The following is a 26401-nucleotide window of genomic DNA, read 5'->3' as shown; positions in this document are numbered from 1 at the left end:
CGTCCTGGAATGGTTCGCCGGGCCGGAGGCGGCGCGGGCGGCCGACGAGGTGCGCGGCGCTCTCACCCTGTCCGACGGGAGCTCGTGGGGCCCGGGCGTTCTGGCCCTCGGCTACGCCGATCTCTTCCGCTACGTCGCACGCGGTGCGGCCGACCGGGTCGCGCTCGCCACCGCTCTGCTCGGGTTCTCCGCCGTCCGCGAGCAGGACCCGGACCGCGTGCCGTACGGGCTGCGTCCGGTCTTCGCGACCATGGCGGGCGAACCGGACGGCGGCGCCACCGAGCCCGCTCTGGCGTACGACGCCGGCGTCGGCATGATGGCGGTGTTCCAGCAGAGCCGCGATCCCGGCGTCCTGCGCCGGGCGGAGGTCCTGCTCCGGCACGCCGCCACCGCCTCCGGCCCCGGCAGCCCGGAGCAGGGCGTCTGCCTGTCGGACCTCGGTCTCGTCCTCTTCTACGGATACCAGGAAGGCGCCGGACGTCAGACGCTCGCCGACGCGGTCGCCACCGGGCGCGCCGCGGTGGCCTGCGCCCCCGGCGACCGGGACGAACAGGCCCGCAGACACGGCAACTTCGGTCACACACTCCGCAACCTCGCCGACGCGACCGGGGACGAGGGCACGCTGCGGGAGGCGGTCGCCGCGCTGCGGAAGGCGGTGGAGCTCTCCACGGCCGGCAGTCCGCACCGCGCCCACCACAGCGCCACCCTCGGTTCCGCGCTCTGCCTCGCCGCCGACCGCCTGGACGATCCCGCGCTGCGCTCCGAGGGCATCGCGCTGCTGCGTACCGCCCTCGACGGGCCGGGGAGCGCCGGGACCGGCCCCGCGGCGCTCCTCTCCGACCTGGGGATCGCCCTCTTCGCTGAGGCCGCCGAGGACGGCGGGCGCGCCGGGCTCGCCGAAGAGGCCATCGCCGCCTGCCGGAAGGCCGCAGCCACGGCTTCCAATGCCTTCGAGCGCTCCGCCTACCTCGCCAATCTCGGGCTGCTGCTGGCCGGGTTCGCCGGTCACGCCGGCCGCCCCCAGCTCCTCGACGAGGCATGCGCGGCAGCCCGTGAGGCGCTCGACGCCGCTCCGCCGGGCCATCCGGTGCGGGCCCGCGCCCACTACGCGCTCTCCCTGGCGCTGAACGCGCGGCACTCGGCGGAGAACTCCCCGGACGACCTGGACGAGGCCATCGCCCATGCCCGCCTCGGGACGCGGACCGGACCCGCCGACGACGTGGCACGCCGGGTGCTGCTCGCCACCCACCTCGCGGAGCTGCTGGGGAAGCGTGCCGCCCGGAGCGCCGGCAACCTCCGGAACCCGGTGGTGGACCCCGGTGCGTTCGACGCCCCGGTCTCCCTGCTCCGAGAGCTCGCCGGAGAGGTCCCCGCCCGCTCCGCCGATCGGGCCCTCGTCCTGCGGGCCCTCGGCCGCTGCCTGCTGTTGGCGGGCGACGCCGACGAGGCCGCCGACTGCTTCCACACGTGCCTCGTCCTGCCCCCGCCCGGCAGGGACTTCGCGGCCGGTACACGCTTCGGCCTGGGGGCGGCGCTGGCCCTGCGCGCCGGGGCGGACGCCGAGGAGTGGCGCGCGGGCGCGGCGGAGATGCGCCGGGCCCTCGGAGAGCTCCGCCCCGGCGGTCCGGAGTTCTGGGATCTCCACGCCGAATACGCCGAAACCCTCATGGCGCGGGCCGAAACGACGGGCGACCGCGACCTCTACGAGGAAGCCGTGAGCCTGTTCCGCGAGGAGGTGCGGCAGGCACCGCTCTCCCGTGCCGAGGGCGCCGTACGCCGCTCGAACATCGGCTTCGGCCTGATGAACATCGTGGCGCACTCCGGACAGGTCGGGCTTCTCACCGAGGTGGTGGCCGCCCACCGGGAGGCCGTCGCCCTGTCGGAGCCGGGAGACCACTTCGCCGCGCACCTGCTCCTGGGTCTGGGGGAAGCCCTGCTGGCGCGCGCGGAGTTCTGTTCGGACACCGGGGCGCTGGACGAGGGCATCGCGGTGCTGCGGCGCGCCGTGGCCTCGTCCGACGCCTCGACGTACAGCGGGCCCGACTGCCGTTCGGCGCTGGGTGACGCCCTGCGCAACCTCGCCCGCCTCTCCTCCGACCCCGCGCCGCTCGAGGAGTCCGTGCGCTGCCACCGGGAGGCGGTCGCCATGGCGTCGGGCCACCCCTCACCCGTGGCTCTGCTCGGCCTCGCCAACAGCCTGGCCGCGCTCCACCGCCTCACCCGTGACGAACGGCAGGCGGACGAGGCCGCGCGCCACTACCGTGCCGCGCTCGACTCGCCGCAGCCGATGCCGTACGGGCTACGGGGTTCCCTGCTCACCGGACTCGGCTTCGTCCGGTGGACCCGCGCCGTCGAGAGCGGGGACGAGGCGCTGATGGACCGGGCCGTCGGCACCCTTCGCGAAGCGGTGACCCAACTGCCGCGAATACGCCGGGGGACGGCGCTCACCGACCTGGGCGCCGCCCTCATGGACCGGGGCCTGGTGTCCGGCAACCGGATCTGGCTGGCCGAGGCCGTGACGGTGCTGCGGCGCGCGCTGGACGACAGCCCGCCGACCGCGGTGGAGCGGTCCCTGCACCTGAACAACCTCGCCGAGGCGCTGCGCTGCTGGTACGAGACCGTGGGCGACACCGCCGCCGCCGACGAGGCGGCCGGGCTGCTGCGCGAGGCGATGGCCGTGACGCACGGCGACCGCTGGGGCTCCGAGATGGCAGCCGTCAACCTGGGCTCCCTGCTGATCAACAGGGCGCAGGCGGAGAAGGACCCGCAGCTCGCCGACGAGGCCCGGCGGGTACTGGACGACGTGGTCGCCGGGTTCGGGGCGCACCACCCGACACGCCCCCTCGCCCTGCAGAAGCTCGCCACCGCGTGCATGGCCTTCGCGCGTCTGGCGGAGGAGCGCGCCGGGGCGACCGCCCGGCAAGCACTGCGGAGAGCCGAGGCCGCCGCCCTCGAAGCCCTCACGGAGACCTCCCCCGGCCACGCCCTGCACCGCGTCTCGCAGATGCTGCTGGCCACCGTCCGACTGGACCGGGCGGCCCTGGGGGAACGGATCGACCTGCCGGAGGCGGCCCGCCTCGCCCGCGACTGCGCACGGAGTCCGGACACGCACGTCGGCGTCCGGGTCCGGGCCGCCCGTGCCTGGGGTCTGGCCGCGGCCAAGGGGGGAAACCCCGCCGAGGGGCTGGAGGGGTACGCGTACGCCGTCGGTCTGTTGCCCCGTATCGCACCACGCGGCCTCGCCCGTGCGGACCAGGAGGCGCGGCTGCTGATCGGTGACGGCCTGGCGAGCGACGCCGCCGCGCTGGCGATCGAAGCGGGTGCGGCGGGACGCGCGCTCACCCTTCTCGAACAGGGACGCGGAGTGCTGCTGGCCCAGGGCCTGGAGAACCGGTCCGACGTTTCCAGGCTGCGGGCCCTCGATCCCGGCCTCGCGGCGGAGTTCGAGCGGGTACGCGACCGGCTGAGCGAACCGCCGTGGCCCACCCCGGTCCTGGGCGCCGGGCCCGGCGGCGCGGCGGCCCGGTTCGACGGGGCCCACGAGGCGGCGGTGCTCGCCGAGGACCGGCTCGCCCTGGCCCGGCGCTGGGAACGACTCCTGGACGAGATACGGGTGTTGCCGGGCCTCGAAGGCTTCCTGCGGCCGCCGTCCGTGCCCGAGCTGGTCGCGGCCGCGGCAGGCGGGCCGGTCGTGGTCGTCAACGTCAGCGGCTACCGCTGCGACGCCCTCGTCGTCACCGCCGGCGCCGGCATCGACGTGGTTCCCCTGCCCGGCCTCACCCTGCGGGACGTCGAAGCGCGGGCGGCGGAGTTCGTCGAGGGGGTCGACACGGCGTACGGCGAGCGCGGCGTCGACGAGGCCGTCGCCATGATGCGGCGGCTCTCCGGAACGCTGGGCTGGCTCTGGGAGACCGTGGCCGCGCCCGTCCTCACGCGCCTCGGCCTGGACTCCGTACCGCGCGAGGATGCCCCCTGGCCCCGCCTGTGGTGGTGCGCCACGGGCCTGCTCTCCTTCCTCCCCCTGCATGCCGCCGGCCGGGGCGCGGCGGACTCCGGCGACTGGGTCGTGGACCGTGCCGTCTCCTCGTACACCCCGACCGTGCGCGCCCTGGCACGCGCCCGCGGCGGTCTCGCCCCCGGTGGCCGCCACGGTCCGCCCTCCGATTCCCGCGGCGGTCCCGCCTCGGGCCGTCCCGGACGTCCCGCCCCGCTGGTCGTGGCGCTGGACGAGACGCCGGGGGCCGCACCGCTGCCGGGTGTCGCGCGGGAGGTGGCGCTGCTCGGGGAGCTGTTCCCCGAGGGGCGGCTGCTGGCCGGGCCCGAGGCGACGGTGGAGGCGGTCGGCCGGGCGCTGGAGGCCCACCCGTGGGTCCACTTAAGCTGCCACGGCGTCAGCGAGCTGCTCGATCCGTCACGGAGCCGGACTGGTCCTGCACGACGGGCGGCTCACCGTCTCCGATGCCGCGGCCCAGCGTCCTCGGGCCCCGGAGCTCGCCGTGCTGTCCGCCTGCTCGGCCGCCCGCGGCGGCATCAGGCTCTCCGACGAGGCGGTCCAGCTGGCGTCCTCCTTCCAACTGGCCGGGTACCCGCATGTGATCGGCACCTTGTGGCCCGTCGCGGACAAGCTGGCGACGCGGCTCACCGAGGAGTTCTACACGGCGCTGGCGGCGGATCTCGACCGGGGCCGCCGCATCGATCCGGCCACGGCCCTGCACCACCCGGTCAGGGCGCTGCGCGACCGTTACGCGCAGGCGCCGCACCTGTGGGCGGCGCACATCCACACGGGGCCGTGAACGCGGGTCCGGAGCGCAGGCCCCTCGGGAGGGACAGCTCTGGAGACGGAGGGTGCCGTGCCGGCCCCTGCGGGGGCCCGTGGAGAACGCGCCGTGCCGGGGGCGGCCCGCCGGGGATCCTGCGGTGCCGCCCCCTCCGGTCCGCAGTCAGGACCCGTCCGGCTCCGCGGCGCCCCGCGCGGTCGGCGGGGCATCGGCCATCGCCGTGCCCGAAGGCCCGTGCGGCACCTCGTCCGGCTCGGCCATCCCGTCGGTGGGCCGATAGGTCTTGCGGAAGGAGAACTCCGCCACGAGGGCCGCCAGTTCGGCGTCGTCCCCCGCCCCGTACTCCCCTTCTCCGCCTGTTCCGGCCGCATGCGCCATCGGTCAGTCACTCCCTCCGGCCGCCGGCGCGGTAGGCGCCAGCAGCACTTCCAGAACGTCCACATCGCCGGCCCGCACGTACACGCCCGCCGTACCGGGCACCTTGCCGAGGAACGCGCCGTCGGGTCCCATCCGGTACTGGGCCTGGAGATAGAGGTCGCCCGGCTGCGGGTAGGCCGAGACGGCCGACCGCGAGCCCAGCCAACCACCCACCCACAGCCCGCTCTTGAGCCGCACCCGGACGAAGCAGGACCCCCGGTCCCGGAAGAGGGCGTCCCAGGCGGTCGGCGTCGGTTCGTACCGCGCCCGTGCGCGCCGCCGCCCCCAGGCCGCCTCCGCCCACGCCAGCGCGGACGGCGCGGCGACGATCAGCAGCAACGCGGCGAGTCCGGCCTCGCGCGGCCGGCTCAGCACCCCGGCGAGCGGCCCGTCCCCTCCCCCGGCCAGCAGCCGCACCAGCCACGGCCCGGCTGCCACCGCGTAGACGATGTCGAGCAGCGCACCCGCGGCGATGGCGCGCACCAGCCGGTTCTGCGGTTCCTGCTCACTGGCGAGGGAGCCGCGAAGCCGCTCGCGCACCGCCTGGTAGAAGAATCCGGGCAGCACGAGGACCAGCAGAATGGTCAACTGCCCCACTGTTCCCGGAACCATCGTGGTGCCGCACCCCCGTGCCCGTCGCCTCGGCGGCTTCGCCGTCGCCCCAGGATGACGCATGGCCCCCGGTCCGCCCAAGCCCTCGCAGGTCGGCACCGTGGCGCCCTCCGAGGCCCACGCCGTGGCGCCCTCTCAGGTCAACACCGCGCCCAGCGCCAGGAATCCGCAGATCAGGGCTGCCAGGATCGCCAGCAACGGCCAGACGAACCGCAGGTACGTGTCGTAGCCGACCTTCGCCAGGGCCACCCCGCCGATGGTGACCGCCGTCGTCGGAACCCAGAGGTTCATCCAGCCGCTCGCCGCCTGCCACGCCGTGACGACCACGGCACGGGACACGCCCGCGAAATCGGCCAGGGGGGCCAGGATCGGCATCGCCAGGGTGGCGTGGCCGGAGGTGGAGGGGATGAGGAAGGCGAGGGGCAGGTTGACGAGGAAGACGAAGACCGCGAAGACCGCCGACGAGGTGCCCGAGACCACGCCCTCGATCGAGTGCAGCACGGTGTCGGTGATCTGCGCGTTGTTCATGATGACCGTGACACCGCGCGCGAGGACGATGACCAGGGCCGGGGAGATGAAGTCGGCCGCGCCCCGGATGATCGTCGCGCTGAGCCTCTGCTCGCCGAACCGGGCGACGACGCCCACCAGGACCGCCGCGACCAGGAACAGGGCGGCCAGATGGGGGAAGGACCAGCCGAGTTCGAAGCCGTACGGGGTGGCGTCGGCGTCGCCCGTCAGGGCGCTGGACCACGGGACGACCGAGAAGATCATGAAGCTGAAGACCAGGGCGACCAGGACGAGAACGGTCCGGTGGAGCCCGCTCAGCTCCGGGGGCTCCTCCGCGTCCGCCGCGTCGTGCTCGCGGTCGCCGGGCAGGAAGCCGGAGAGCGAGCGGTCGGGGTTCTCGCGGACCCGGCCCGCGTACCGGATGACGTAGGCGATCGTCACCGCCGTCAGGACCACCCACATGAGCGCGCGCAGCACGATGCCGTCGCCCAGGGAGATGTCGGCGGCCGAGGAGGCGACGCCGGTGGCGAAGGGGTTGACCGTGGAGCAGAGCACGCCGACGCCCGCGCCGAGGATGATCGTGCCGGTGGCCACCATGCGGTCGTAGCCGAGCGCCAGCATCAGCGGGATGATCAGGCCGTAGAAGCCGAGTGTCTCCTCCGCGAAGCCCTCGACCGTGCCGAGGAGGGAGAAGACCAGCATCACGCCCGCGATCAGCAGCGCACCCCGGTCGCGCAACCGGTGCGCGAGACGGCCGATGCCCCGGTCCAGGGCGCCGGTGGCGAACACCACGGTGATGAACGCGCCGATGGCCAGCACGAACAGGAACACGCCCGCGCTGCCGTACAGTTCGCCGGCCAGGTCGGGGCCGACCTCGCCGGTCTCCGCGTCCTGGACGCCGTACAGCCCGTTGACCGGGGAGAGGAAGAGGTCGTTCAGGCGGTCGGCGAAGCTCCGGTCGGAGTCGACCCGGTGGTACGTGCCCTGGACCGGGGCCCCTTCCCCGTCCCGGTCGTAGGCGCCGGACGGGATCAGGAAGGCCAGGGACCAGACGGCGAGGGTGACGACCGCGAGGATCGTGAGGGCGCTGGGGAAGGTGAACGTCCGGCCGGCCGGGGGCTCCTCCTCCGGGGCGGGCCTCGTCCCGGCCGCGCCGCTCATGCCGCCCTCGGCGTGCGCAGGTCGCCGGGGGCGGCCGTGGGCGGGATTCCGGTCGGCGGCGGGGACTCCGGACGGGTGACCGGGAGGCTCCGAAGCCTCCCCGCGCCGCGTGCGGGCCGCCGTGCCCGGCGGTCGGCCCGACGGCCTGTCAGCGCGTCGGCCCGCCCGCTCGGCCCGTCTCCCAGCTCCATGGTCCAGCCCCTTCGGTCCCGCGGTCCACCGGTCCTCCGGTATCACGGGACCACAGGGCGCGGGCCGCCGCACCCCTGGAGGCGGGCGGTCTCGGGGCGCGGCCGAGGGGACTGCCCGTGGCGTGGCCGGGGTCCGCCCGTGGCGCACCGGAGGGCTGCCCGTGGTGTGTCAGCCCGTCAGGACGACCGTCCGCTGGGCCGAGAAGTCGCCCCACGTGCCATCCGGAAGCTTGGCCCTGAGCTTCACCGAGTAGCGGGTGCCCGCCGGGTCGGAGAGGTCCAGCCGGTACGTGGCACGTCCCTCGGGCGGCGTACCGCCCCAGACGATGGTGGTGGTCAGCTTGCCGTTCAGGTACAGCTGGTACGCGGGAATGCTTCCGCCCGTCTCGGGCTGGTCCCAGGACAGGTCCAGGGTGAACCGGGAGCCGGCCGTGCCGACCTCGGTGCGCAGTCCGGTGGGCGCGGTGCTCGCGGGGGCGCCGGGGGCGGACGCGGTGGTGAGGTCGAGCGCGTCGCTGTCGGCCGAGGACTTGTCGGAGGCGTCGCGGGCGCGGACGGTGAAGGTGTAGACGGTTCCCGGCCGCAGCCCCGTGAGCTTCGCGGTGGTCTCGGAGGCGGGCACACTGTGGATCCGGGAGTCCTCCTGGTAGATGTCGTACGCGGTGACGCCGACGTCGTCCTTGGCCGCGCCCCAGCGGAGGGTGGCGGCCCGGCTTCCGTCCGCACGGCCCGTCAGTTCCGTCGGAGCGGTCGGCGCCTCGTCGTCCCGGGGCGGGGTGGGCCGGGTGGTGACGGGGACGGCCTCGCTGGGCTCGGAGACGTTCCCGGCCGTGTCCCTGGTCCGGACGCTGAAGGTGTAGTCCGTCGAGGCGGTGAGACCGTTCACGTCGATCATGGTCTTCGTCGCCGGGACGCTCTTGACCTTGGCCGTGCCCCGGTAGACCTCGTAGCCGGCGACCTTCCTGTCGTCGGTGGCGGCCTTCCACATCACGTGCACCGACGTGGAGCTGCTGGCCTGGGCGGTCACGCCCCGAGGGGTGGCGGGCGGCTGCGTGTCGGCTTCGGCGGTGCCGCCGCAGGCGGCGATGAGGGGGGCGAGCAGCAGGGCGGAACAGGCCAACGCGGCTGGTACGTGGGGGCGTCGCACGGTGGTGCCTTCCATCCGGACAGCAATGGTCCAGACCTGTATGCCACGGTGGGGCGGATGCCCACAAGAGGCCGGAGGGGAACCATCCGCTATGTGCCGGGTTGCACTGCCCGCCCCTCCGGCCGGGCGATGGGTCGGCCGATGCGTCCTCGGCGGCCGAAGGGGCTCCCTCGTACGGATGCACGGGAAGCCTCCGCCTCGGGCTCCGCCGCCATCCCGGCCCGGAACCGGCCGCCCGGCGGATCGAAGGTCTGCTCGGGGCGATCGACGACGGGGCGCCGGCCGCCCCCACCCCCTGCCCCGACCACACCGTACGGGGGCTGCTCGCCCGCCTGGCCCGGCAGTCGGCCCGTGCGGGGCCGAGGAGAACCGTCCTGTACGGCACGCCGGGGATCGCGCCCGTACGGCACGCCGGGGATCGCGCGCCCTGCGGTGCCCGGGCGGGGGCCGGTGTCGAGGCGCGGGAGGGGTCAGGGCCGCGCCCGGTGCCGCTTCGCGTACGACCAGGTCACTGCGGTCATCAGGGCCGGGATGGCGAACAGCGGGGCGAAGACCAAGCCCCAGACGGTCTGTGCCGTACCGCTCGCCAGGTACGTCTGGCTCTCGACGGTGAGGGCGACGACGAGTTGCCACAGTGCCACCAGGACGAGGACGCCCGAGGCGGTCCAGGCCAGCGGGGCGAGGACCCCGGGAGGCACCGGCAGCCACCGGTCGCTGACGAGCAGCAGCGGAAACAGGGCGCCCAGCTCGATGAGGACGGAGAGCCCGACGACGTAGGCGACGCCCCAGCCGGGGATGTCGAAGATGTCGCGCAGTACCTGGTCGCTGTAGCCCACGTAGACGCCGGACGCCATGGCGATGCGCCACAGGCCGGACGGGAGGGCGCACAGCGCGATGGCGTGGGCGGCGCGGCGAGCCCAGGCGGGCGCGGGTGCGGGTGCGGAGGCGGCGGGGCGCGGGGCGGTCTCGGTCGTCATGACGTCCATGCTGGCCCGGAGCAGGGCAGCCGCGCTTCATCCGCCGGGGCGGACCGTATGCGCCGTGCGGATGAGGACGCGGCCCGCCGAGGGGGACCTGAGGAGGGGGCTCAGTCGCCGTACCGCCCGGGTCGTCCAACCGTCGGGCGGTCCAGGGGGTGAGCGTTCGCGGTCGCGGCCCCGGGAGCGCGGTTCGGGTCAGGCGGGACCGGGGAGCGGGGTCCGGTACGTGCGGCTGCGAGGAGACCGCCACCGCCCTCCCTGCCGGGGGCCCGACGGGGCGGCTCTCCCCTACGTCGCGTGGACGCGGGAACCGGCCCGCAGCATCGTCCCCGTCCGACCAGGGCGCGCCGGCCGCCGCCCGGACCGGCGACAGGATTCCTCAGCTCGTGAAGAACTCCGTGATGTGCGCGGCCACCTGGTCCGCGCGGGTCTCGTGCATCCGGTGGCCGCCCGGAACAGTGATCAGCCGGCAGTCCGGGATCAGGGAGGCCACGTCGGCCTGGCGGTGCTGCTCCATCGTGCTCTCCGGCCCACCGGTGATGATCATCGTCGGGGACACGATGTCGCCGAGGCCCTCGTCCGCGTCCGGGCCGGGGTCGGCGAGCTGGTCGTGCACGGCGGGCACCGCGTTCTCGTCGTAGTCCACGGGGCCCTCCGCCCGCCCCGCCGGACCCGGATCGCCGGCGAACGGGGCCGGGGTCTCCACCAGCACCAGCCGCTCCACCCGGTCGGAGTGCTCCTGGGCCAGCAGCCGGGCGACGACACCGCCCATGCCGTGGCCGACGAGGCCGACCCGGTCCAGTTCCAGTTCGTCGAGGAAGCCCACGACGTCCTCGGCCATCAGGTCCAGGCCGTAGTCGTCGGGCCAGTCGCTCTCACCGTGGCCGCGCAGGTCCAGGGCGAAGACCCGCCACTCCTGGCCCAGCAGGGAGCCGGCCGCCTCCCAGTTCGCGGCCGAACCGCCGAGGCCGTGCAGCAGCACGACGGGCGAGCCGAACGCGTCGCCCCAGGTCCGGTACGCGAGGCGCACATCGCCGACATCCACAACAGACTGATCTTCCATGCCCCCGACGCTACAGGCGACGCGCGCCGGCCGGCTCGCGGGCCCCGCGCCCGGCCGGCCCGCCGGGCGCGGGGCCCGCGGCGGGCCGACGGCCCGGTGGACCCGCACGCGGGCCTCACCGGGCCGGGGCGAGGCGGGCCGATCCGTCAGTGCACGCCCACCCCGGCGGCCGCCGGGACCACGTGCTCGCCGTTGGCCGGAGGTTGGTCCGCCGGGCCGGGCTTGCGGCCGAAGTGGTTGAAGGCGAGGTTGAGCACGATCGCCACCACGCAGCCGGTGGAGATGCCGGAGTCGAGGACGACCAGCAGGTCCTCGGGGAAGGCGTGGTAGAACTGCGGCGCGGCGATCGGGATCAGCCCGATGCCCACGGCGGCCGCCACGATGAGCGCGTTCTCGCCCTTCTCCAGCGCGGCGGTGGCCAGGGTCTGGATGCCGCTGGCCGCGACCGTGCCGAACAGGACGATGCCCGCGCCGCCGAGGACCGGCAGCGGTACGAGGGCGATGACCGAGGCGGCCACCGGGACGAGGCCGAGGAGGATCAGGATCACGCCGCCCGCCGCGACGACGAAGCGGCTGCGGATCTTCGTCATGGCGACGAGGCCGACGTTCTGGGCGAACGCACTGCACATGAAGCCGTTGAAGATCGGGCTGATGGCGCTGCCGAGGGTGTCGGCGCGCAGGCCGCCCTCGATGATCTTCTCGTCGGCGGGGCGGTCGACGATCTTGCCGAGGGCCAGCATGTCCGCGGTGGACTCGGTCATGCAGACCAGCATCACGATGCACATGGAGATGATGGCGGCGATCTCGAACTGCGGGGCGCCGAAGGCGAAGGGCGTCGGGAAGCCGACCACGTCGGCCTCCTTGATGGCGCCGAAGTCGGTGATGCCGGCGGGGATGGCGATGAGGGTGCCGATGACCAGCCCGAGCAGGATCGCGATCTGCTGGAGGAAGCCGCGCAGGAGTTTGCGCAGGGCCAGGACGACCACGAGGGTCACGGCGGCCATGGTGATGTTGGTCATCGAACCGTAGTCGTCGGCCGCGGCGTTGCCGCCCTGGGACCAGTTGAAGGCGACCGGGAGGAGCGAGACGCCGATCAGGGTGATCACGGTGCCGGTCACGACGGGCGGGAAGAAGCGCACCAGTTTGCAGAAGTACGGGGCGAGGACGAACCCGAGCAGGCTCGCGACGATGATCGCGCCGAAGATGACGGCTGTCCCGTCGTGTCCCCGGTCCTTGCCTATCGCGATCATCGGGGCGACGCCGGCGAACGAGACGCCGTTGACGAAGGGCAGCCGGGCGCCGACCTTCCAGAAGCCGATGGTCTGGAGCAGGGTGGCGATCCCCGCGGTGAACAGGCTCGCCCCCATCAGGAAAGCGGTCTCCTTGGCGGTGAGGCCGACGGCCGGCCCCACGATGAGCGGCGGGGCCACCACGCCCGCGTACATGGCGGCCACGTGCTGGAGGCCGCTGGTGAACATCTTCAGTGGGGGAAGGGTCTCGTCGACCGGATGCTTCCGGTCGGCTTCCGCGGCGGTGTCGGCCGTCGCGTCGGGGGCGGCTGCGTCTGCGTCTGTGCGAAACCTGGGCTTGGCGGCCACGGGCGGTTCCTCCGGTCGGTTTCACGCCGTCGGCGACGTGGGGTTCAGGGAGGTGATGCGTGAGTGGTGCGGTGATGCTTGCGGCTCTCAGGTGGTGCAGGTGGTGCAGATGGGCGTTCGGGACGCACGCGCGTGGGGGTGGGCGCGGGCAGCCCTCATCACCGGTCCGGCGGGCGCGCACGCTGGGGCGCGCGTCCGCCGGACCGGCTGCCGCGGGCCCCGCTCGGGCCCACGGCGGCCGGTCTCGGGCCGTCCCCCTCGACCGGCCGGTCGGGGATGTCCGTGCGGAGCGGAGCTCCGGCCGGACGGGTTGCCGCGCGGAGTCAGGATCCGGCGGCGATCTGCGCGAGGCGGCGGGCCTCGTCGCGGGTGACACGGGCGATGGCGTCCTCGTCCACCGTGGTGAGGTGGTCCCCCTCGACGACCGGCTTGCCGTCGACGAGGGAGAGGGTCACCGGGGCGGCCGCGCCGAAGATGAGCGCGGTCACCGGGTCGGCGATCGAGGAGTGGGCCAGGGTGTCCAGCTTCCACAGGACGAGGTCGGCGAGCTTGCCGGCCTCCAGGGAGCCGATCTGGTCGGCGCGGCCCAGCACCTGGGCTCCGCCGATGGTCCCGAGGCGCAGGGCCTGACGGGCGTTGAGGGCCGCCTCGCGGTGGGCGCCGAGGCGGTTGATGAGCAGCGCGTTGCGCAGCTCGGTGTGGAGTTCGCCGGACTCGTTGGAGGCGGTGCCGTCCACGCCGAGGCCGACCGGCACCCCGGCGGCGAGCATGTCCGGGACGCGGGCGATCCCGGCGGCGAGGCGGGCGTTGGAGGACGGGCAGTGGGCGACGCCGGTGCCCGTCCGGGCGAAGGCGGCGATGTCGGAGTCGTTCATGTGGACGCAGTGGGCCATCCACACGTCCTCGCCGAGCCATCCGGTCGACTCGAAGTATGCGGTCGGGCCCATCCCGAACAGTTCCTTGCAGAACTGTTCCTCCTCCACGGTCTCCGATCCGTGGGTGTGCAGCCGCACGCCTTTACGACGTGCCAACTCAGCGCCCTGACGCATCAGTTCGGTGGAGACGGAGAAGGGCGAGCAGGGCGCGACGGCGACCTGCGTCATGGCGTCGAAGGAGGCGTCGTGGTGGGCGTCGACGGTGGCCTCGGTGGCGGCGAGCGCGCCTTCCAGGGTCTCGACGGCGAAGTCCGGGGGCAGGCCGCCGTCCCTCTCGCTGCGGTCCATGGACCCGCGGGCGAGGGTGAACCGTACGCCCATCTCGCGGGCCGCGCCGATGATCGCGCCGGACAGGTCGCCGGAGCCCTTCGGGAAGACGTAGTGGTGGTCCATGGCGGTGGTGACGCCGCCGCGGGCCATCATGGCGAGCGAGCCCTGCGCGGCGGCTCGGGCCATCGGTTCGTCGATGCGCGCCCAGGTCGGGTAGAGGGCGACCAGCCAGTCGAAGAGGTTGTGGTCGGTGGCCAGGCCCCGGGTGATCCACTGGTAGAAGTGGTGGTGGGTGTTGACCAGACCGGGGGTGGCGAGGTGCCCGGTGGCGTCGACCCGCCGGGCGACCCCGGTGAGGCCCTCGGGGGCGCTGCCCGCGCCGACGGACTCGATGCGGTTGCCGGCCACGACGATGTGCCCGGAGGCGTACTCGGTGTCGTGGGCGTCGACGGTGGCGATCGAACAGTTCTCGATGACGATGCGCTGAGGGTCTGCCGAAGCTGCCATGGCGCTTCCTTCTTCTCTCTGTGGCGATGTGGGCACGGCAGGACCCTAGGAGGATTTGAGTGCCACAGCCGGGCGGCTGTGGGTGCCGAGATGGTGGAAGAACAGGTTGAGCACGACCGCGACCAGGGCTCCCGCGCTGATCCCGGAGCCGAGGACGGTCTGCGCCCAGGCCGGGAATCCGGCGTAGAAGGTGGGCGCGGCGAGCGGGATGATGCCCGCCCCGAGCGCGACGGCGACCAGGATGATGTTGGAGCTGTCGTCGAGGCCGGCTTCGGCGAGCGTACGGATGCCGCTGACCGCGATGGAGCCGAAGAGGACGATGCCGGCGCCGCCGAGGACGGGCATCGGGACGAGCGAGACGACCGCGCCGAGCACCGGGAAGGCGCCGAGGACCAGGAGCACCGCGCCCGCCGCCGCGACGACGTACCGGCTGCGGACCCGGGTGAGCGAGACGACGCCGACGTTCTGGGCGAAGGCGCTGGTGGGAAATCCGCCGAAGACCGGGCCGAGGAGGGTGGCGATGCCGTCGGTGCGCAGTCCGCGGGTGATGGTGCGCCCGTCGGTGCGGCGGTCGCAGATCTCGCCGAGGGCGAGCATCCCGGCCGAGGATTCCGTCATCAGGACGAGCATGACGATGCAGAGGGAGAGGATCGCGGCGGGCCGGAACTCCGGTGTCCCGAAGGCGAAGGGGGTGGGCAGGGCGGCGAGCGGCGCGGACTCCAGCGCGGCGAAGTCGGCCATGCCGAACGGGATCGCGGCGAGCGTTCCGGCGAACATGCCCAGGAGCAGAGCCACTTGCTTGAGGAAGCCGCGGCCGAACCGCTGGATGAGCAGGATGACGACGAGGGTGAAGGCGGCCAGGGCCAGGTACTTCATGGCGCCGAAGTCGTCGGCGGTGGCGTCGCCGCCCCGGGCCCAGGCGACCGGCACGGGCATGAGGGTGACGCCGATGAGGGTGATGACCACGCCGGTGACGAGGGGCGGGAAGAAGCGCAGCAGCCTGCCGAAGAACGGCCCGACCGCCAGACAGAACACGCCCGCGACGATCACTGCCCCGTAGATGGAGGGGAGTTGGTGTCCCGGGGCGCTGGTCTCGGCGATGGCGAGCATCGGAGCGATCCCGGCGGACGAGGCCGCGTTGACGAAGGGGAGCCGGTTGCCGGCGAAGCGGCCGAGACCGACGGTCTGCAGGACGGTGGCGAGTCCCGCGATCAGGAGGCTCGCCGCGATGAGCCGGGTCATGCCGGCGGTGTCCAGACCGACGGCCTGGCCGATGATCAGCGGAGGGGTGACGACGCCCGCGTACATGGCGGCGATGTGCTGGAGTGCGGCGGGGAGGAGCCGCGCCGGCGGAAGCTTCTCGTCGACCGGGTGAACCGCGGTGGCGACGAGGGTGGTCGAGGGGTCTGTGCCCGCGCCTTCGGCGGGCCCCGTTGCGGGCTGTGCCATGGGTGTTCCCTCCGGGTGACCGGCCGCTGCCCGACTGCGGGCGGGCGGCGGCCGGTTCGGCACCCCGTCAGAGGTTGGTCATGTCGACCGGGATCTTCGGCTCGACGCCGTCCCGGAGCACGGTGGCCTCGATCAGTCCGTAGGGGCGGTCCGCCGCGAAGTAGACGGCCCCGTCGTCGGTGCCGTTCTTCAGTCCGAACGGTTCGAGGTCCACCAGGAAGTGGTGGTTGTTCGGCAGCGAGAACCGGATCTCATCGATCTCGCTGCGGCTGTTGATGATGCGCGAACCCATCTGGTACAGGGTCTGCTGGAGCGAGAGGGAGTACGTCTCGGCGAAGGCGTGGAGGAGGTGCTTGCGCGCCTGCTCGTAGGACTTCTCCCAGTTCGGCATACGCTGCTCGTCACTGGTCCAGTTGTAGCGCCAGCGGGCGGAGACGTCGGTCGCCAGGATGCGGTCGTACGCCTCTTTCAGCGTCGTGTACTTGTCCTTGACGTAGCCCCAGAATTCGGAGTTGGTCGAGTTCATCACGGTGAGGTCCTTGAGGCCGGAGACGACCTCCCAGCTCTCTCCGTCGTACGTGATCTGGGTGACGCGGGTCTCCTGGCCCTTGCGGACGAAGGAGTGCTTGACGTCGTCGGCGCCGATGAACCTGGAGTTGGCGTCGGAGGTCGCGATGCGCTCCCAGGCGTACTCCTCGATCCTGATGCGGGCGCGGTGGATCGGTTCCTGCGAGGTGACGAAGTGCCGGGCGAGGTGGATGCCGAACTGCTCGGCGGACTCGATCCCGTGCTCCTTGGCGAACGCGAACACCGTGTTCTTGGTGGTGTCGGTCGGCAGGACGTTGGCGTTGGAGCCGGAGTAGTGGACGTCGTCCATGTCGCCGGAGAGGGCGACCGAGACGTTCAGGTCCTTGATGTGGTGGGTGTCGCCGTCCCGCACGATCTTGACGACGCGGTTCTCTGCTTTGCCGTACTGGTTCTGGCCGAGAATCGTGGGCATGTCGGTGCTAGCTCCCTCGGTAAACGGAGTAGCCGAACGGGTTGAGCAGCAGCGGTACGTGGTAGTGCTCGCCCGGAACGACCGCGAACGCGATGGTCACCTCCGGGAAGAACGCGCCGCTGTCCCTTACGCGGGGGGCGTCCTGCTGCGCCTCGGCTTGCTTCTTGGAAAAGTACGTCCCGGTGTCGAAGCCGAGCCGTACGTGGGTCGTGCCCTCCGGCAGCGCCGGGAGGTCCTTGCAGCGCCCGTCCGCGTCGGTGGCGGAGGCTCCGAGCGTGACGTAGGGGGCGTCCCCTCCGCTGCGGGCGGCGAGCGTGACGGCGACGGACGCGGCGGGGCGGCCGATGCTGGTGTCCAGGATGTGGGTGGACACCGATGCGGTCGTGTCGGTACTCAGGACCGTCACTCTCCTCGTTCTCAAGAGTCCTGTGCGGGAGCGTCCTCTGCGAGGGTCTCCCGTACGAGACGGGTCAGCCGGATGCGGTTGATCCTGCCCAGTTCGGTGCGCACGATCTCCCGCTCCTGCTCGGGCGTGTTCCCGATCCGGGACTTCACCGCGTCACGCATCTGCTCACCGGTGGCCCCGGTGGCGCAGATCAGGAAGACGTGTCCGAACCGCTCCTGGTAGGCCAGGTTCAGTTCGAGCATCTCGGCCTTCAGTTCCTCGGAGGCGCCGGCCATGCCCCGCTGTTCGCGGGAGGAGGTCGGGTCGCCGGGCTTCGGGCGTCCGATGGGCGGGTGGCCCGCCATCGCATCGGCCAGGTCCGCCGCGGTGAGCCGCGCCGTGGCGGCGTCGCTCGCGTCGAGCAGGGCTTCTTCGGTGGCGTACGGACGCCCGGCGAGGAGGGTGCTTCCCCAGGCCGCACTGGCACACACCTCGTGCAGTACGGGGGTGGCCTCGCCGTCCGCCAGGACGTTGAACCGGGTGAGGCCCGGTGTGGAGCTCGACGTCACGGGAGCCTCCGTGGCTGTTCCTCGCTGTGCGTTGTTCGGGCTGCGGATAGCTAACGCCCTCGACAACACGACGTCAACAGTTTGTTGAAATATTGCGAACGCAGAAAGCCGCCGTCCCGGCATACGGACGGCGGCTTTCCCACAGATTCGGCCAACTACTCACCCTTGGCCGCATGTTCCCGGTTCAGGTAGTTGTACACCGTGAATCTGGAGACGCCCAGAGCGCCCGCGACGGTCTCCACGCCGTGCCGCACCGAGAACGCGCCGCGCGCCTCCAGCGTCCGGACGACGGACTGCTTGGCCTTGCGGTCCAGGTCGGCGAGCGGCATCCCGTGGCGGCGCTCCATCGCGGCGAGGATGTGGTCCAGCGAGTCGGAGAGCTGCGGAAGCCGTACGGCTATGACGTCCCGGCCCTCCCAGGCGAGGACGATGTCGTCCTGTTCGGCGCGGTCCGGACCCAGCAGCTCCGCGCCCATCGCGTCGACGAGCGGCTTCACGGCCGAGACGAAGGGGTGGTCGAGCGCGGCCGGCGGGTGGTCCGCCGCCGGAGAGGGGGCGTCGGCGGCAGGGGGGTGATCGACGGAATCGGTCACGGCGCGTCCCCCTCGATCACGTTCACCTGGAGCGAGACCCGCGTGGCGCCCGAGGCCAGGGCCCGGCGCAGCAGGGAGCCGACGGCGGTGAGCACCTCGTCCGCGCCCCCTTCCGCGGTGTTGCCGAAGGGGCCGACGTCGACGGCGTCCAGCTCGGCGCTCTGGATCACCTCGCGGGCCACCACCGCATGGGTGGGCGCCTCGTCGAGATCGAACGGCTCGGTGGTGAATTCCACCCTCAAGCGCACTGTTCCTCCCTGGTGTCCGCGCCCCGGGTGCGGGCCCCCGCGGCTCGGCCACGACTGTAACCGCTGGACAGCCCCCCCCTCCCGTGCGCGCGAGGTCCACCGGGCGGCCCCGGGGAGCGGCGGGAGCGGCACGACGCGTACCGCGACCGGCGCCGGCGGGGGATCTCCGTCGCCGGTCGCGGACCACCGGCCCCGCCCGGCCGCAGGGCACGCCCGCCGACCGGGGCGAATTCGCGGACACCTCTTGACAGCCTCGCCGCCCGCCGGGCAATCTTCCGTTAAGCAGAAAGAAACTTCCGCAATACGGAAGGAGCGCCGAACCCTCATGGGATACCCGGACCAGCGCTTCGATGTGAACCTCTCGATCCTCTTCACGGAACTCCCGCTCCTGGAGCGCCCCGCGGCAGCCGCCGCGGCGGGCTTCACAGCGGTCGAGCTGTGGTGGCCCTGGACCGAGACCCCCACCCCGCCGCAGGCTGAGCTCGACGCCCTCAGGAAGGCGCTCGACGACGCCGGTACCCAGCTGGTGGGGCTGAACTTCTACGCCGGACAGCTCCCCGGCCCCGACCGCGGCGCACTCTCCGTGCCGGGTGAGGAGGCGGACCGCTTCCGCGCCAACATCGAGGTGGCGGCCGGCTTCGCCGCCTCGGTCGGCTGCACGGCGCTCAACGCGCTGTACGGCAACCGCGTCGAGGGCACGGACCCGCAGGTCCAGGACGCGCTCGCGCTGGAGAACCTGGTCCTGGCCGCCCGCGCGGCGGACCGGGTCGGGGCGATCCTGCTCGTCGAGACCCTCAACGAGCCGGAGTCGCCGCTCTATCCGCTGGTCAGCGCACCGGCCGCGATCGAAGTCGTCGACCGGGTCAACGCGGCGGCGGGCCTCGGGAACGCGAAGTTCCTGCTGGACCTCTACCACCTGTCGATGAACGGCGAGGACCTGAGCCAGGTGATCAAGGCGTACGCCGCGAAGACCGGCCACGTCCAGATCGCCGACAATCCGGGACGCGGCGCGCCGGGCACCGGTTCGCTCCCGCTGGAGCGGCTGCTCGACGAGCTGAAGGACGCCGGGTACACGGGCCGGGTCGGCCTGGAGTACAAGCCGGGCGACCGGCCGAGCGCGGAGGCCTTCGACTGGCTCCCGGAAGCGGCCCGGGCGGACCGCTGACCGGCCGGCCCACGACCGGCCGGCCCACGGCACCGCGGACGGGCCGGGGCGGCCTCGGTGGAGCGCCCAACCCCCTTGCGTACACACGTTTTCCAGGAAGGCACCCTCATGAGCAACCCCCTCCCCAAGGTCGCGTGGATCGGTCTCGGCATCATGGGCTCCCCCATGTCCGAGAACCTGATCAAGGCCGGGTACTCCGTCACCGGATACACCCTGGAGCAGGACAAGATCGACCGGCTGGTCGCGGCCGGCGGCACCGGTGCCTCCTCCATCGCGGACGCGGTGAGGGACGCGGACGTCGTCATCACGATGGTGCCCGCGTCCCCGCAGGTCGAGGCCGTCGCCTACGGGCCGGACGGCATCCTGGAGAACGCGAAGCGCGGCGCACTGCTGGTGGACATGTCCTCCATCACCCCGCAGACCTCGGTGGACCTGGCCGAGAACGCGGCGGCCAAGGGCATCCGGGTCCTGGACGCGCCGGTCTCCGGCGGTGAGGCGGGCGCCATCGAGGCGGTCCTGTCCATCATGGTCGGCGGCGAGCAGGCCGACTTCGACGCCGCGAAGCCGCTGCTGGAGGCGCTCGGCAAAACGATCGCCCTCTGCGGTCCGCACGGCTCCGGCCAGACGGTGAAGGCCGCCAACCAGCTCATCGTCGCGGTCAACATCCAGGCGTGCGCCGAGGCCGTGGTCTTCCTGGAGAAGTCCGGGGTGGACCTCGCCGCCGCGCTCGACGTACTGAACGGCGGTCTCGCCGGCTCGACCGTGCTGGCCCGCAAGAAGGACAACTTCCTGAAGCGGGACTTCACCCCCGGCTTCCGGATCGACCTGCACCACAAGGACATGGGCATCGTCACGGACGCCGCCCGCAACGTCGGCGCGGCCCTGCCCGTCGGCGGTGTGGTCGCCCAGCTGGTCGCCTCGCTGCGCGCCCAGGGCGACGGCGGCCTCGACCACTCGGCGCTGCTGCGCTCGGTGGAGCGGCTGTCCGGCTCCCAGGTCTGACCTCCTCCCCCACAGGGGCCGCCTCTTCGATACGGAGAGGCCCACGAACTCCGGGTCGCGGTGGCGCTGACACCTGTCCTGTCGCGCCCAGGCGCTGCCGCGACCCGGAACCTCATACTTCGTTTTCAACAAACTGTTGACGTTGTCTCACGGCGAATTTACGCTCCTGAAGCCGTCAGCAGCTCGTACGAAAGGTCATCCCGCCACATGGCTAAGCGTGTGCTCACGACCGAGTCAGGCGCCCCGGTCGCCGACAACCAGAACTCCGCCTCCGCCGGCGTCGGCGGGCCGCTCCTCCTCCAGGACCAGCACCTCCTGGAGAAGCTCGCCCGCTTCAACCGTGAGCGCATCCCGGAGCGCGTGGTGCACGCCCGTGGCTCCGGCGCGTACGGCTACTTCGAGGTCACCGACGACGTCACCGGCTTCACCCGCGCCGACTTCCTCTCCGAAGTCGGCAAGCGCACCGAGACGTTCATCCGCTTCTCCACGGTCGCGGACTCGCTCGGCGGTGCGGACGCGGTCCGCGACCCGCGCGGCTTCGCCCTCAAGTTCTACACGGACGAGGGCAATTACGACCTGGTCGGCAACAACACCCCGGTGTTCTTCATCAAGGACCCGATCAAGTTCCCCGACTTCATCCACTCGCAGAAGCGCGACCCGTTCACGGGCCGTCAGGAGCCGGACAACGTCTGGGACTTCTGGGCGCACTCCCCCGAGGCGACGCACCAGGTGACGTGGCTGATGGGCGACCGCGGCATCCCCGCCTCGTACCGCCACATGAACGGGTACGGCTCGCACACCTACCAGTGGACGAACGCGAAGGGTGAGGCGTTCTTCGTCAAGTACCACTTCAAGACGAACCAGGGTGTGCGGTCCCTCTCCTCCGAGCAGGCCGCCGAACTCGTCGGCAAGGACGCCAACTCGCACCAGACGGACCTGCTCCAGGCCATCGAGCGCGGCGTCAACCCGTCCTGGACGCTGTACGTCCAGGTGATGCCGGCCGCCGAGGCCGCGGAGTACCGGTTCAACCCGTTCGACCTCACCAAGGTGTGGCCGCACGCCGACCACCCGCTCCAGCGGGTCGGCCGCCTGGTCCTGGACCGCAACCCGGACAACGTCTTCGCCGAGGTCGAGCAGGCCGCGTTCTCCCCGAACAACTTCGTTCCCGGCATCGGCCCGTCCCCGGACAAGATGCTCCAGGGCCGGCTGTTCGCCTACGCGGACGCGCACCGCTACCGCCTCGGTGTCAACCACACCCAGCTGCCGGTGAACGCGCCGCGGAACCCCGTGGTCGACAACTACGGCCGCGACGGGCTCCACGCGACCCGCTACGGCTCCCGCCACGACAAGAACTACGAGCCCAACTCGTACGCCGGTCCGGCACAGACCGACGCGGCACTGTCCTCCCCGCTCGCGGTCCACGGCTGGACGGGGACGCACGAGGCGCCCGCCCACGCCAAGGACGACGACTTCTTCCAGGCCGGCGAGCTGTACCGGCTCATGTCCGAGGACGAGAAGGGCCGTCTGGTCGCGAACATCGCCGGGGGCCTTTCGCAGGTCACCCGCGACGACGTGATCGAGAAGAACCTCGCCCACTTCCACGCCGCGGACGCCGACTACGGCAAGCGCGTGGAGGAGGCGGTCCGCGCCCTGCGCGAGGACTGAGCCTCCCGGTCCCCTGCCCGTACCGCGCACCCGGATGAGGGGTGCCGCGCGGCACGGGCAGGACGACGAGGCCGCGGCGGTCGAGCGATGCCAGTGCGGTGGTGAAGGACCGGGGACCGTCCCCTGACCTGGAGGAGACGCCCTCCCCCGGACCGATCGCCGCCGCCGCGGTCCCTGTCACCCGCTGAACGAGGGCGCGGAGTACGGATACGGTCCCGTACTCCGCGCCCTTCCGCGTGCCCGCACGTCTTCAGCCGGTGGGACACCTCTTCGGTCCGTGGGGCCGCGCCGGGCAGGCGGCACGCGGGGCACAGCGCAGGGCCCCCGGGCCGGAGAGGTTCGCTCCGGCCCGGGGGCCCTGTCGGGTGACGGGAGCGTCAGGACGCCGTCAGGGGGCGGATCGCGGTCGGGGCGTGGGACGGGTCCGTGGCCAGATCCTCGAACTCGTTCACCGACGCGATGTCGCTGCCGCCCATCGCGATGTTCGTGACCCGCTCCAGGATCGCCTCCACGACCACCGGCACCCGGAACTCCGCCGCCAGCTTCTTGGCCTCCTCGAAGGCCGGCAGCAGCTGGTCCGGCTCGGTGACCCGGATCGCCTTGCAGCCGAGTCCCTCGACGACCTTGACGTGGTCGACGCCGTAGACGCCCAGCTCCGGGGAGTTGAGGTTCTCGAACTCCAGGTTGACCTGGAAGTCGATGTCGAAGTTCCGCTGCGCCTGCCGGATGAGCCCCAGGTACGAGTTGTTCACCAGCACGTGGACGTACGGGATGCGGTGCTGGGCGCCCACCGCCAGCTCCTCCAGCATGAACTGGAAGTCGTAGTCGCCGGAGAGGGCCACGACCGTGCCCTCCGGGTCCGCCGTGGCGACGCCCAGCGCGGCCGGGATCGTCCAGCCGAGCGGACCGGCCTGGCCGCAGTTGATCCAGTGGCGCGGCCGGTAGACGTGCAGCATCTGCGCGCCGGCGATCTGGGAGAGCCCGATCGTGGTGACGTAGCGGGTCTCCGGGCCGAACGCCCGGTTCATCTCTTCGTACACGCGCTGCGGCTTGAGCGGAACGCTGTCGAAGTGGGTGCGCCGCTGGAGCGTCGCCCTGCGCTCCTGCGTGGAGGCGGCCCAGGCCGAACGGTCCTTCAGTCCGCCCTCGGCCTTCAGCTCGCGGGCCACCTCGACGAAGAGTTCCAGTGCCGCCTTGGCGTCGGAGGCGATGCCGAGGTCCGGGGCGAAGATCTTGCCGAGCTGGGTGGGCTCGATGTCCACGTGGACGAAGGTGCGGCCGCGGGTGTAGACGTCCAGCTTGCCGGTGTGGCGGTTGGCCCAGCGGTTGCCGATGCCGAGGACGAAGTCGGACTCCAGGAAGTTCGCGTTGCCGTAGCGGTGCGAGGTCTGCAGGCCCACCATGCCGGCGTTCAGCTCGTGGTCGTCGGGGAGGACGCCCCAGCCCATCAGGGTCGGGACGACCGGGACTCCCGTCAGTTCGGCGAACTCCACGAGGAGTCCGGAGGCGTCGGCGTTGATGATGCCGCCCCCCGCGACGAGGAGCGGGCGCTCCGAGGCGTTCAGCATCGCCAGGGCCCGCTCGATCTGCTTGCGGGAGGCGGCGGGCTTGTGCACCGGGAGGGGCTCGTACAGCTCGGGGTCGAACTCGATCTCGGTGAGCTGCACATCGATCGGCAGGTCGATGAGGACCGGGCCGGGGCGCCCGGTGCGCATCAGATGGAACGCCTGCTGGAAGACGCCGGGGACCTGTGCGGCCTCCAGGACGGTGGTGGCCGCCTTGGTGACCGGCCGCGCGATGGAGGCGATGTCGACGGCCTGGAAGTCCTCCTTGTGCAGGACGGCGGTCGGAGCCTGGCCCGTGATGCACAGGATCGGGATGGAGTCGGCGATGGCGGAGTACAGACCGGTGATCATGTCGGTGCCCGCCGGGCCCGACGTACCGATGCAGACGCCGATGTTGCCGGCCCCGGCTCGGGTGTAGCCCTCGGCCATGTGGGAGGCGCCCTCGACATGGCGGGCCAGCGTGTGGTGGACCCCGCCGGCGGCCTTGAGGGCAGCGTAGAAGGGGTTGATCGCCGCGCCCGGAACACCGAACGCGTTGCTGACGCCTTCGCGCTTCAGGATCTCAACTGCCGCTCGGGCAGCGGTCATACGAGGCATGGAAGCTCCTGCTCGGGATTGGTGGAGTCGGGCTCTGTCGCGCCACCTGAGAGCACCAATTCCGTATGACGGAAACTTACTTCTGTTATACGGAATCAATCTAAAACGTGGCGGGACCCCCGTCAAGGGCGGTGCGAGGGGGGCCGGGGCGGCCGGAAAAGACCGCACGCCCGGTGCGAAGTCCACCGATTCCCTCCCCGGGACTTCGCTCCTGGTGGACGATGGCGCGACGAGGGAGGCAGGGCGCACGGTTCGGTCGTGGGCCCGTGCCGGAGCGAGACGAACACAGGGAGGCGAACGTGGAGTCCGTGCCGGTCCGGTGTCCTGTATGCGGCCGGGACCACACCTACAGCGCACCGGCCTACCCGTGCCCGTGCGGGGAGCCCACGGCCCCGCCGCTGCTGCGCGGCGCCCCGGCGGTCCGGGTCACCCGCCGGAGCTGGAACGACACGTGGGTCACCGTGCGCTGCGCGTCCTGCGCGCGGGAGGACCAGTGGCCGCGGCCCGAGCTGTGCTGCCCGTGCGGGACCGTCCTGCGCATTCCGGTACGCACCGCGGCCACCGCGACGGCGCCGCCCGAACCGGCCGCACCCGCCCACATCCCGCTGCCGCGCACCGCCGCCCACCCGCGCCCGGCGTTCCACCCGGTGACGATCCGTACGGGCCACGACGCGGTGAGCGCGGCCGGCCTGTATCTGACCTGGCTGGGCTACCGCGACGTCGGCCGGCCCGGCGCGGGCCCGGCCTCCGGGATCGACCTGCGGGGCGACGGGGTCGTCGCGCGCGTGGACTCCCGTACCCACCCGGTCCCCCTGCGCGCGGTCGAGACCCTCTGGCTCAACGCGCTGGGCGCGTCGGCGGCCGGGGTGTTCTTCTCCCTCACGGGGTACGCGGCCGACGCGCTGGCCCGTGCGGACGGCGTCGGGCTCCCCCTCTTCGTCCTGGACCTCACCGGGACCCCTCGGCCGGTGAACGGTCCGGCCGAGGACCTGGTCGGCACCGGCGCCTGACCGGCGTGCGGGGTACGGCCCCGGCCCCGCGTCCGGCCACGCCGCCGGGAGCCGGAATCCAGCGCCTCGCGTACCGGCCGGGGCTCCGGCGCGGCACACTGAGTACATGCGTATCCGCTCCGCCAGACGCTCGGATCTCCCGGTACTCCAGGACATCGAGCGCGCCGCAGGGGAACCGTTCCGCGCCCTCGGCATGGCCTTCGTGGCCGACGACGATCCGCCCCCGCTCGACCTGCTGGAGAGCTACCGGCAGGCAGGCCGTTGCTGGGTGGCCACCGACCCCCTCTCCGCCACCGGCGACCGGCCGCTCGGCTATGTGCTCGCCGACCCCGTCGACGACGCCCTGCACATCGAGCAGGTCTCGGTCGACCCCGCCGCCGCCCGCCGGGGCATCGGACGGGAACTGATCGCCCATCTCGCCGGCGTGGCCGCGCGGCACGGGATGACGGCGCTGACCCTGACCACCTTCACCGACGTGCCGTGGAACGCCCCGTACTACGCCCGGATCGGCTTCCGGGTCCTGTGTGAGGAAGAGCTCACCGACGGGCTGCGGACGATCCGCGGCGAGGAGGCCCAGCACGGACTCGACCGCTGGCCACGGGTGTGCATGCGCCGCGAACTGGCCGCCGTCCCCCCGCCGAAGAACGCACGAACGGTCGCACGGCCACCGCTTCTTCCGGACACTTCGGGGGCGTCCGGCGCTTCGGAAGCGGTAGCTGTCGGTGGCGGCGCGTAAGCTGTGCGCATGGCTTTACTCCCGGACAGCTCCTCCCCAGCAGCCCGTCCCGCGCCCGCCGCCGAGCAGGCCAACGAGGCGATCCGCGCGCTCGTCGACGCCACCGGAACCGACTGGTCCGAGGCATCGGCGGCGACCTATGAGGTGCTGCTCGTCGAGTGGGCGGCGGCGACCCGCGGCGACCCCGACATCATCGAAGCCGCCTGACCCGACGTCCACGTGGTGTCCGCGCGCGGTGGCCCCGTCCCGTA

The 26401-nt window shown here is 72.6% G+C and carries 21 protein-coding genes; 7 read left to right on the top strand and 14 right to left on the bottom strand.

Annotated elements, in window-relative coordinates; all coding sequences use genetic code 11:
* The first annotated feature begins 4406 nt into the window (after positions 1-4406).
* Positions 4407-4793 (top strand): CHAT domain-containing protein, encoded by a 387-nt coding sequence (locus QFZ71_RS26050; protein ID WP_307671591.1) that lies wholly within the window; start codon positions 4407-4409, stop codon positions 4791-4793.
* A gap of 366 nt (positions 4794-5159) precedes the next feature.
* Here QFZ71_RS26050 and QFZ71_RS26045 read toward each other — a convergent pair whose 3' ends face one another.
* The 13 genes from QFZ71_RS26045 to QFZ71_RS25985 all read right to left on the bottom strand — a co-directional run bounded on the left by QFZ71_RS26045 (position 5160) and on the right by QFZ71_RS25985 (position 18410).
* Entirely contained in the window at positions 5160-5792 is a 633-nt protein-coding gene (locus QFZ71_RS26045; protein WP_307671590.1) for a DUF6338 family protein, read from the bottom strand.
* A 150-nt stretch (positions 5793-5942) separates the two neighbouring features.
* A complete protein-coding gene (locus QFZ71_RS26040; protein WP_307670586.1) occupies positions 5943-7475 on the bottom strand; it encodes a YfcC family protein in 1533 nt (510 codons plus the stop codon).
* 360 nt (positions 7476-7835) lie between these two features.
* Positions 7836-8828, bottom strand: coding sequence for a fibronectin type III domain-containing protein (locus tag QFZ71_RS26035; protein ID WP_307670585.1), 993 nt, complete (start codon positions 8826-8828; stop codon positions 7836-7838).
* Positions 8829-9283: 455 nt separating this feature from the next.
* Positions 9284-9790 (bottom strand): hypothetical protein, encoded by a 507-nt coding sequence (locus QFZ71_RS26030; RefSeq protein WP_307670584.1) that lies wholly within the window; start codon positions 9788-9790, stop codon positions 9284-9286.
* A gap of 382 nt (positions 9791-10172) precedes the next feature.
* Entirely contained in the window at positions 10173-10856 is a 684-nt protein-coding gene (locus QFZ71_RS26025; RefSeq protein WP_307670583.1) for an alpha/beta fold hydrolase, read from the bottom strand.
* 146 nt (positions 10857-11002) lie between these two features.
* Entirely contained in the window at positions 11003-12454 is a 1452-nt protein-coding gene (locus QFZ71_RS26020; protein WP_307670582.1) for a nucleobase:cation symporter-2 family protein, read from the bottom strand.
* A gap of 323 nt (positions 12455-12777) precedes the next feature.
* Entirely contained in the window at positions 12778-14166 is a 1389-nt protein-coding gene (locus QFZ71_RS26015; RefSeq protein WP_307670581.1) for an 8-oxoguanine deaminase, read from the bottom strand.
* A gap of 45 nt (positions 14167-14211) precedes the next feature.
* Positions 14212-15615, bottom strand: a complete 1404-nt coding sequence (locus tag QFZ71_RS26010; protein WP_307670580.1) for a nucleobase:cation symporter-2 family protein — start codon at positions 15613-15615, stop codon at positions 14212-14214.
* Positions 15616-15682: 67 nt separating this feature from the next.
* Positions 15683-16615 (bottom strand): factor-independent urate hydroxylase, encoded by a 933-nt coding sequence (pucL, locus tag QFZ71_RS26005; RefSeq protein WP_307670579.1) that lies wholly within the window; start codon positions 16613-16615, stop codon positions 15683-15685.
* 7 nt (positions 16616-16622) lie between these two features.
* Positions 16623-17012, bottom strand: a complete 390-nt coding sequence (gene uraH / locus QFZ71_RS26000; RefSeq protein WP_307671589.1) for a hydroxyisourate hydrolase — start codon at positions 17010-17012, stop codon at positions 16623-16625.
* A 20-nt stretch (positions 17013-17032) separates the two neighbouring features.
* Positions 17033-17569 (bottom strand): 2-oxo-4-hydroxy-4-carboxy-5-ureidoimidazoline decarboxylase, encoded by a 537-nt coding sequence (gene uraD / locus QFZ71_RS25995; protein WP_307670578.1) that lies wholly within the window; start codon positions 17567-17569, stop codon positions 17033-17035.
* A 155-nt stretch (positions 17570-17724) separates the two neighbouring features.
* On the bottom strand, positions 17725-18045 hold the full coding sequence (locus QFZ71_RS25990) for a helix-turn-helix domain-containing protein (RefSeq protein ID WP_373465208.1): 321 nt from the start codon (positions 18043-18045) through the stop codon (positions 17725-17727).
* A 113-nt stretch (positions 18046-18158) separates the two neighbouring features.
* Positions 18159-18410, bottom strand: a complete 252-nt coding sequence (locus tag QFZ71_RS25985) for a hypothetical protein (protein WP_307670576.1) — start codon at positions 18408-18410, stop codon at positions 18159-18161.
* 325 nt (positions 18411-18735) lie between these two features.
* Between QFZ71_RS25985 and QFZ71_RS25980 the strand changes: the two genes are divergently transcribed.
* The 3 genes from QFZ71_RS25980 to QFZ71_RS25970 all read left to right on the top strand — a co-directional run bounded on the left by QFZ71_RS25980 (position 18736) and on the right by QFZ71_RS25970 (position 22242).
* Positions 18736-19575, top strand: coding sequence for a TIM barrel protein (locus tag QFZ71_RS25980; RefSeq protein ID WP_307670575.1), 840 nt, complete (start codon positions 18736-18738; stop codon positions 19573-19575).
* Between the two features lie 108 nt (positions 19576-19683).
* On the top strand, positions 19684-20577 hold the full coding sequence (locus QFZ71_RS25975; protein WP_307670574.1) for a 2-hydroxy-3-oxopropionate reductase: 894 nt from the start codon (positions 19684-19686) through the stop codon (positions 20575-20577).
* Positions 20578-20784: 207 nt separating this feature from the next.
* A complete protein-coding gene (locus QFZ71_RS25970) occupies positions 20785-22242 on the top strand; it encodes a catalase (protein ID WP_307670573.1) in 1458 nt (485 codons plus the stop codon).
* 377 nt (positions 22243-22619) lie between these two features.
* Here QFZ71_RS25970 and gcl read toward each other — a convergent pair whose 3' ends face one another.
* Entirely contained in the window at positions 22620-24404 is a 1785-nt protein-coding gene (gene gcl / locus QFZ71_RS25965) for a glyoxylate carboligase (RefSeq protein WP_307670572.1), read from the bottom strand.
* 299 nt (positions 24405-24703) lie between these two features.
* On the opposite strand from gcl, the gene QFZ71_RS25960 reads away from it, so the two are divergent.
* The 3 genes from QFZ71_RS25960 to QFZ71_RS25950 all read left to right on the top strand — a co-directional run bounded on the left by QFZ71_RS25960 (position 24704) and on the right by QFZ71_RS25950 (position 26357).
* Positions 24704-25414: a hypothetical protein gene (locus QFZ71_RS25960; protein ID WP_307670571.1), complete on the top strand. Its 711-nt coding sequence runs from the start codon at positions 24704-24706 to the stop codon at positions 25412-25414.
* 106 nt (positions 25415-25520) lie between these two features.
* Positions 25521-26150: a GNAT family N-acetyltransferase gene (locus QFZ71_RS25955; protein ID WP_307670570.1), complete on the top strand. Its 630-nt coding sequence runs from the start codon at positions 25521-25523 to the stop codon at positions 26148-26150.
* Positions 26151-26159: 9 nt separating this feature from the next.
* Positions 26160-26357 (top strand): hypothetical protein, encoded by a 198-nt coding sequence (locus QFZ71_RS25950; RefSeq protein WP_307670569.1) that lies wholly within the window; start codon positions 26160-26162, stop codon positions 26355-26357.
* The last annotated feature ends 44 nt before the right edge of the window (positions 26358-26401 follow it).

The organism is Streptomyces sp. V2I9 (genome assembly GCF_030817475.1).
Taxonomy (GTDB): Bacteria; Actinomycetota; Actinomycetes; order Streptomycetales; family Streptomycetaceae; genus Streptomyces.
This window is presented reverse-complemented; position numbering and strand designations above follow the sequence as displayed.

Bases quoted from the DNA above. Each gene is read 5' to 3' on its own strand.
- QFZ71_RS26040 (WP_307670586.1), bottom strand. From the start codon at position 7,475: ATGAGCGGCGCGGCCGGGACGAGGCCCGCCCCGGAGGAGGAGCCCCCG.
- QFZ71_RS26035 (WP_307670585.1), bottom strand. From the start codon at position 8,828: ATGGAAGGCACCACCGTGCGACGCCCCCACGTACCAGCCGCGTTGGCC.
- QFZ71_RS26030 (WP_307670584.1), bottom strand. From the start codon at position 9,790: ATGACGACCGAGACCGCCCCGCGCCCCGCCGCCTCCGCACCCGCACCC.
- QFZ71_RS26025 (WP_307670583.1), bottom strand. From the start codon at position 10,856: ATGGAAGATCAGTCTGTTGTGGATGTCGGCGATGTGCGCCTCGCGTAC.
- QFZ71_RS26015 (WP_307670581.1), bottom strand. From the start codon at position 14,166: ATGGCAGCTTCGGCAGACCCTCAGCGCATCGTCATCGAGAACTGTTCG.
- QFZ71_RS26010 (WP_307670580.1), bottom strand. From the start codon at position 15,615: ATGGCACAGCCCGCAACGGGGCCCGCCGAAGGCGCGGGCACAGACCCC.
- pucL (WP_307670579.1), bottom strand. From the start codon at position 16,615: ATGCCCACGATTCTCGGCCAGAACCAGTACGGCAAAGCAGAGAACCGC.
- QFZ71_RS25990 (WP_373465208.1), bottom strand. From the start codon at position 18,045: ATGGGCGCGGAGCTGCTGGGTCCGGACCGCGCCGAACAGGACGACATC.
- QFZ71_RS25980 (WP_307670575.1), top strand. From the start codon at position 18,736: ATGGGATACCCGGACCAGCGCTTCGATGTGAACCTCTCGATCCTCTTC.
- QFZ71_RS25975 (WP_307670574.1), top strand. From the start codon at position 19,684: ATGAGCAACCCCCTCCCCAAGGTCGCGTGGATCGGTCTCGGCATCATG.
- QFZ71_RS25970 (WP_307670573.1), top strand. From the start codon at position 20,785: ATGGCTAAGCGTGTGCTCACGACCGAGTCAGGCGCCCCGGTCGCCGAC.
- gcl (WP_307670572.1), bottom strand. From the start codon at position 24,404: ATGCCTCGTATGACCGCTGCCCGAGCGGCAGTTGAGATCCTGAAGCGC.
- QFZ71_RS25955 (WP_307670570.1), top strand. From the start codon at position 25,521: ATGCGTATCCGCTCCGCCAGACGCTCGGATCTCCCGGTACTCCAGGAC.
- QFZ71_RS25950 (WP_307670569.1), top strand. From the start codon at position 26,160: ATGGCTTTACTCCCGGACAGCTCCTCCCCAGCAGCCCGTCCCGCGCCC.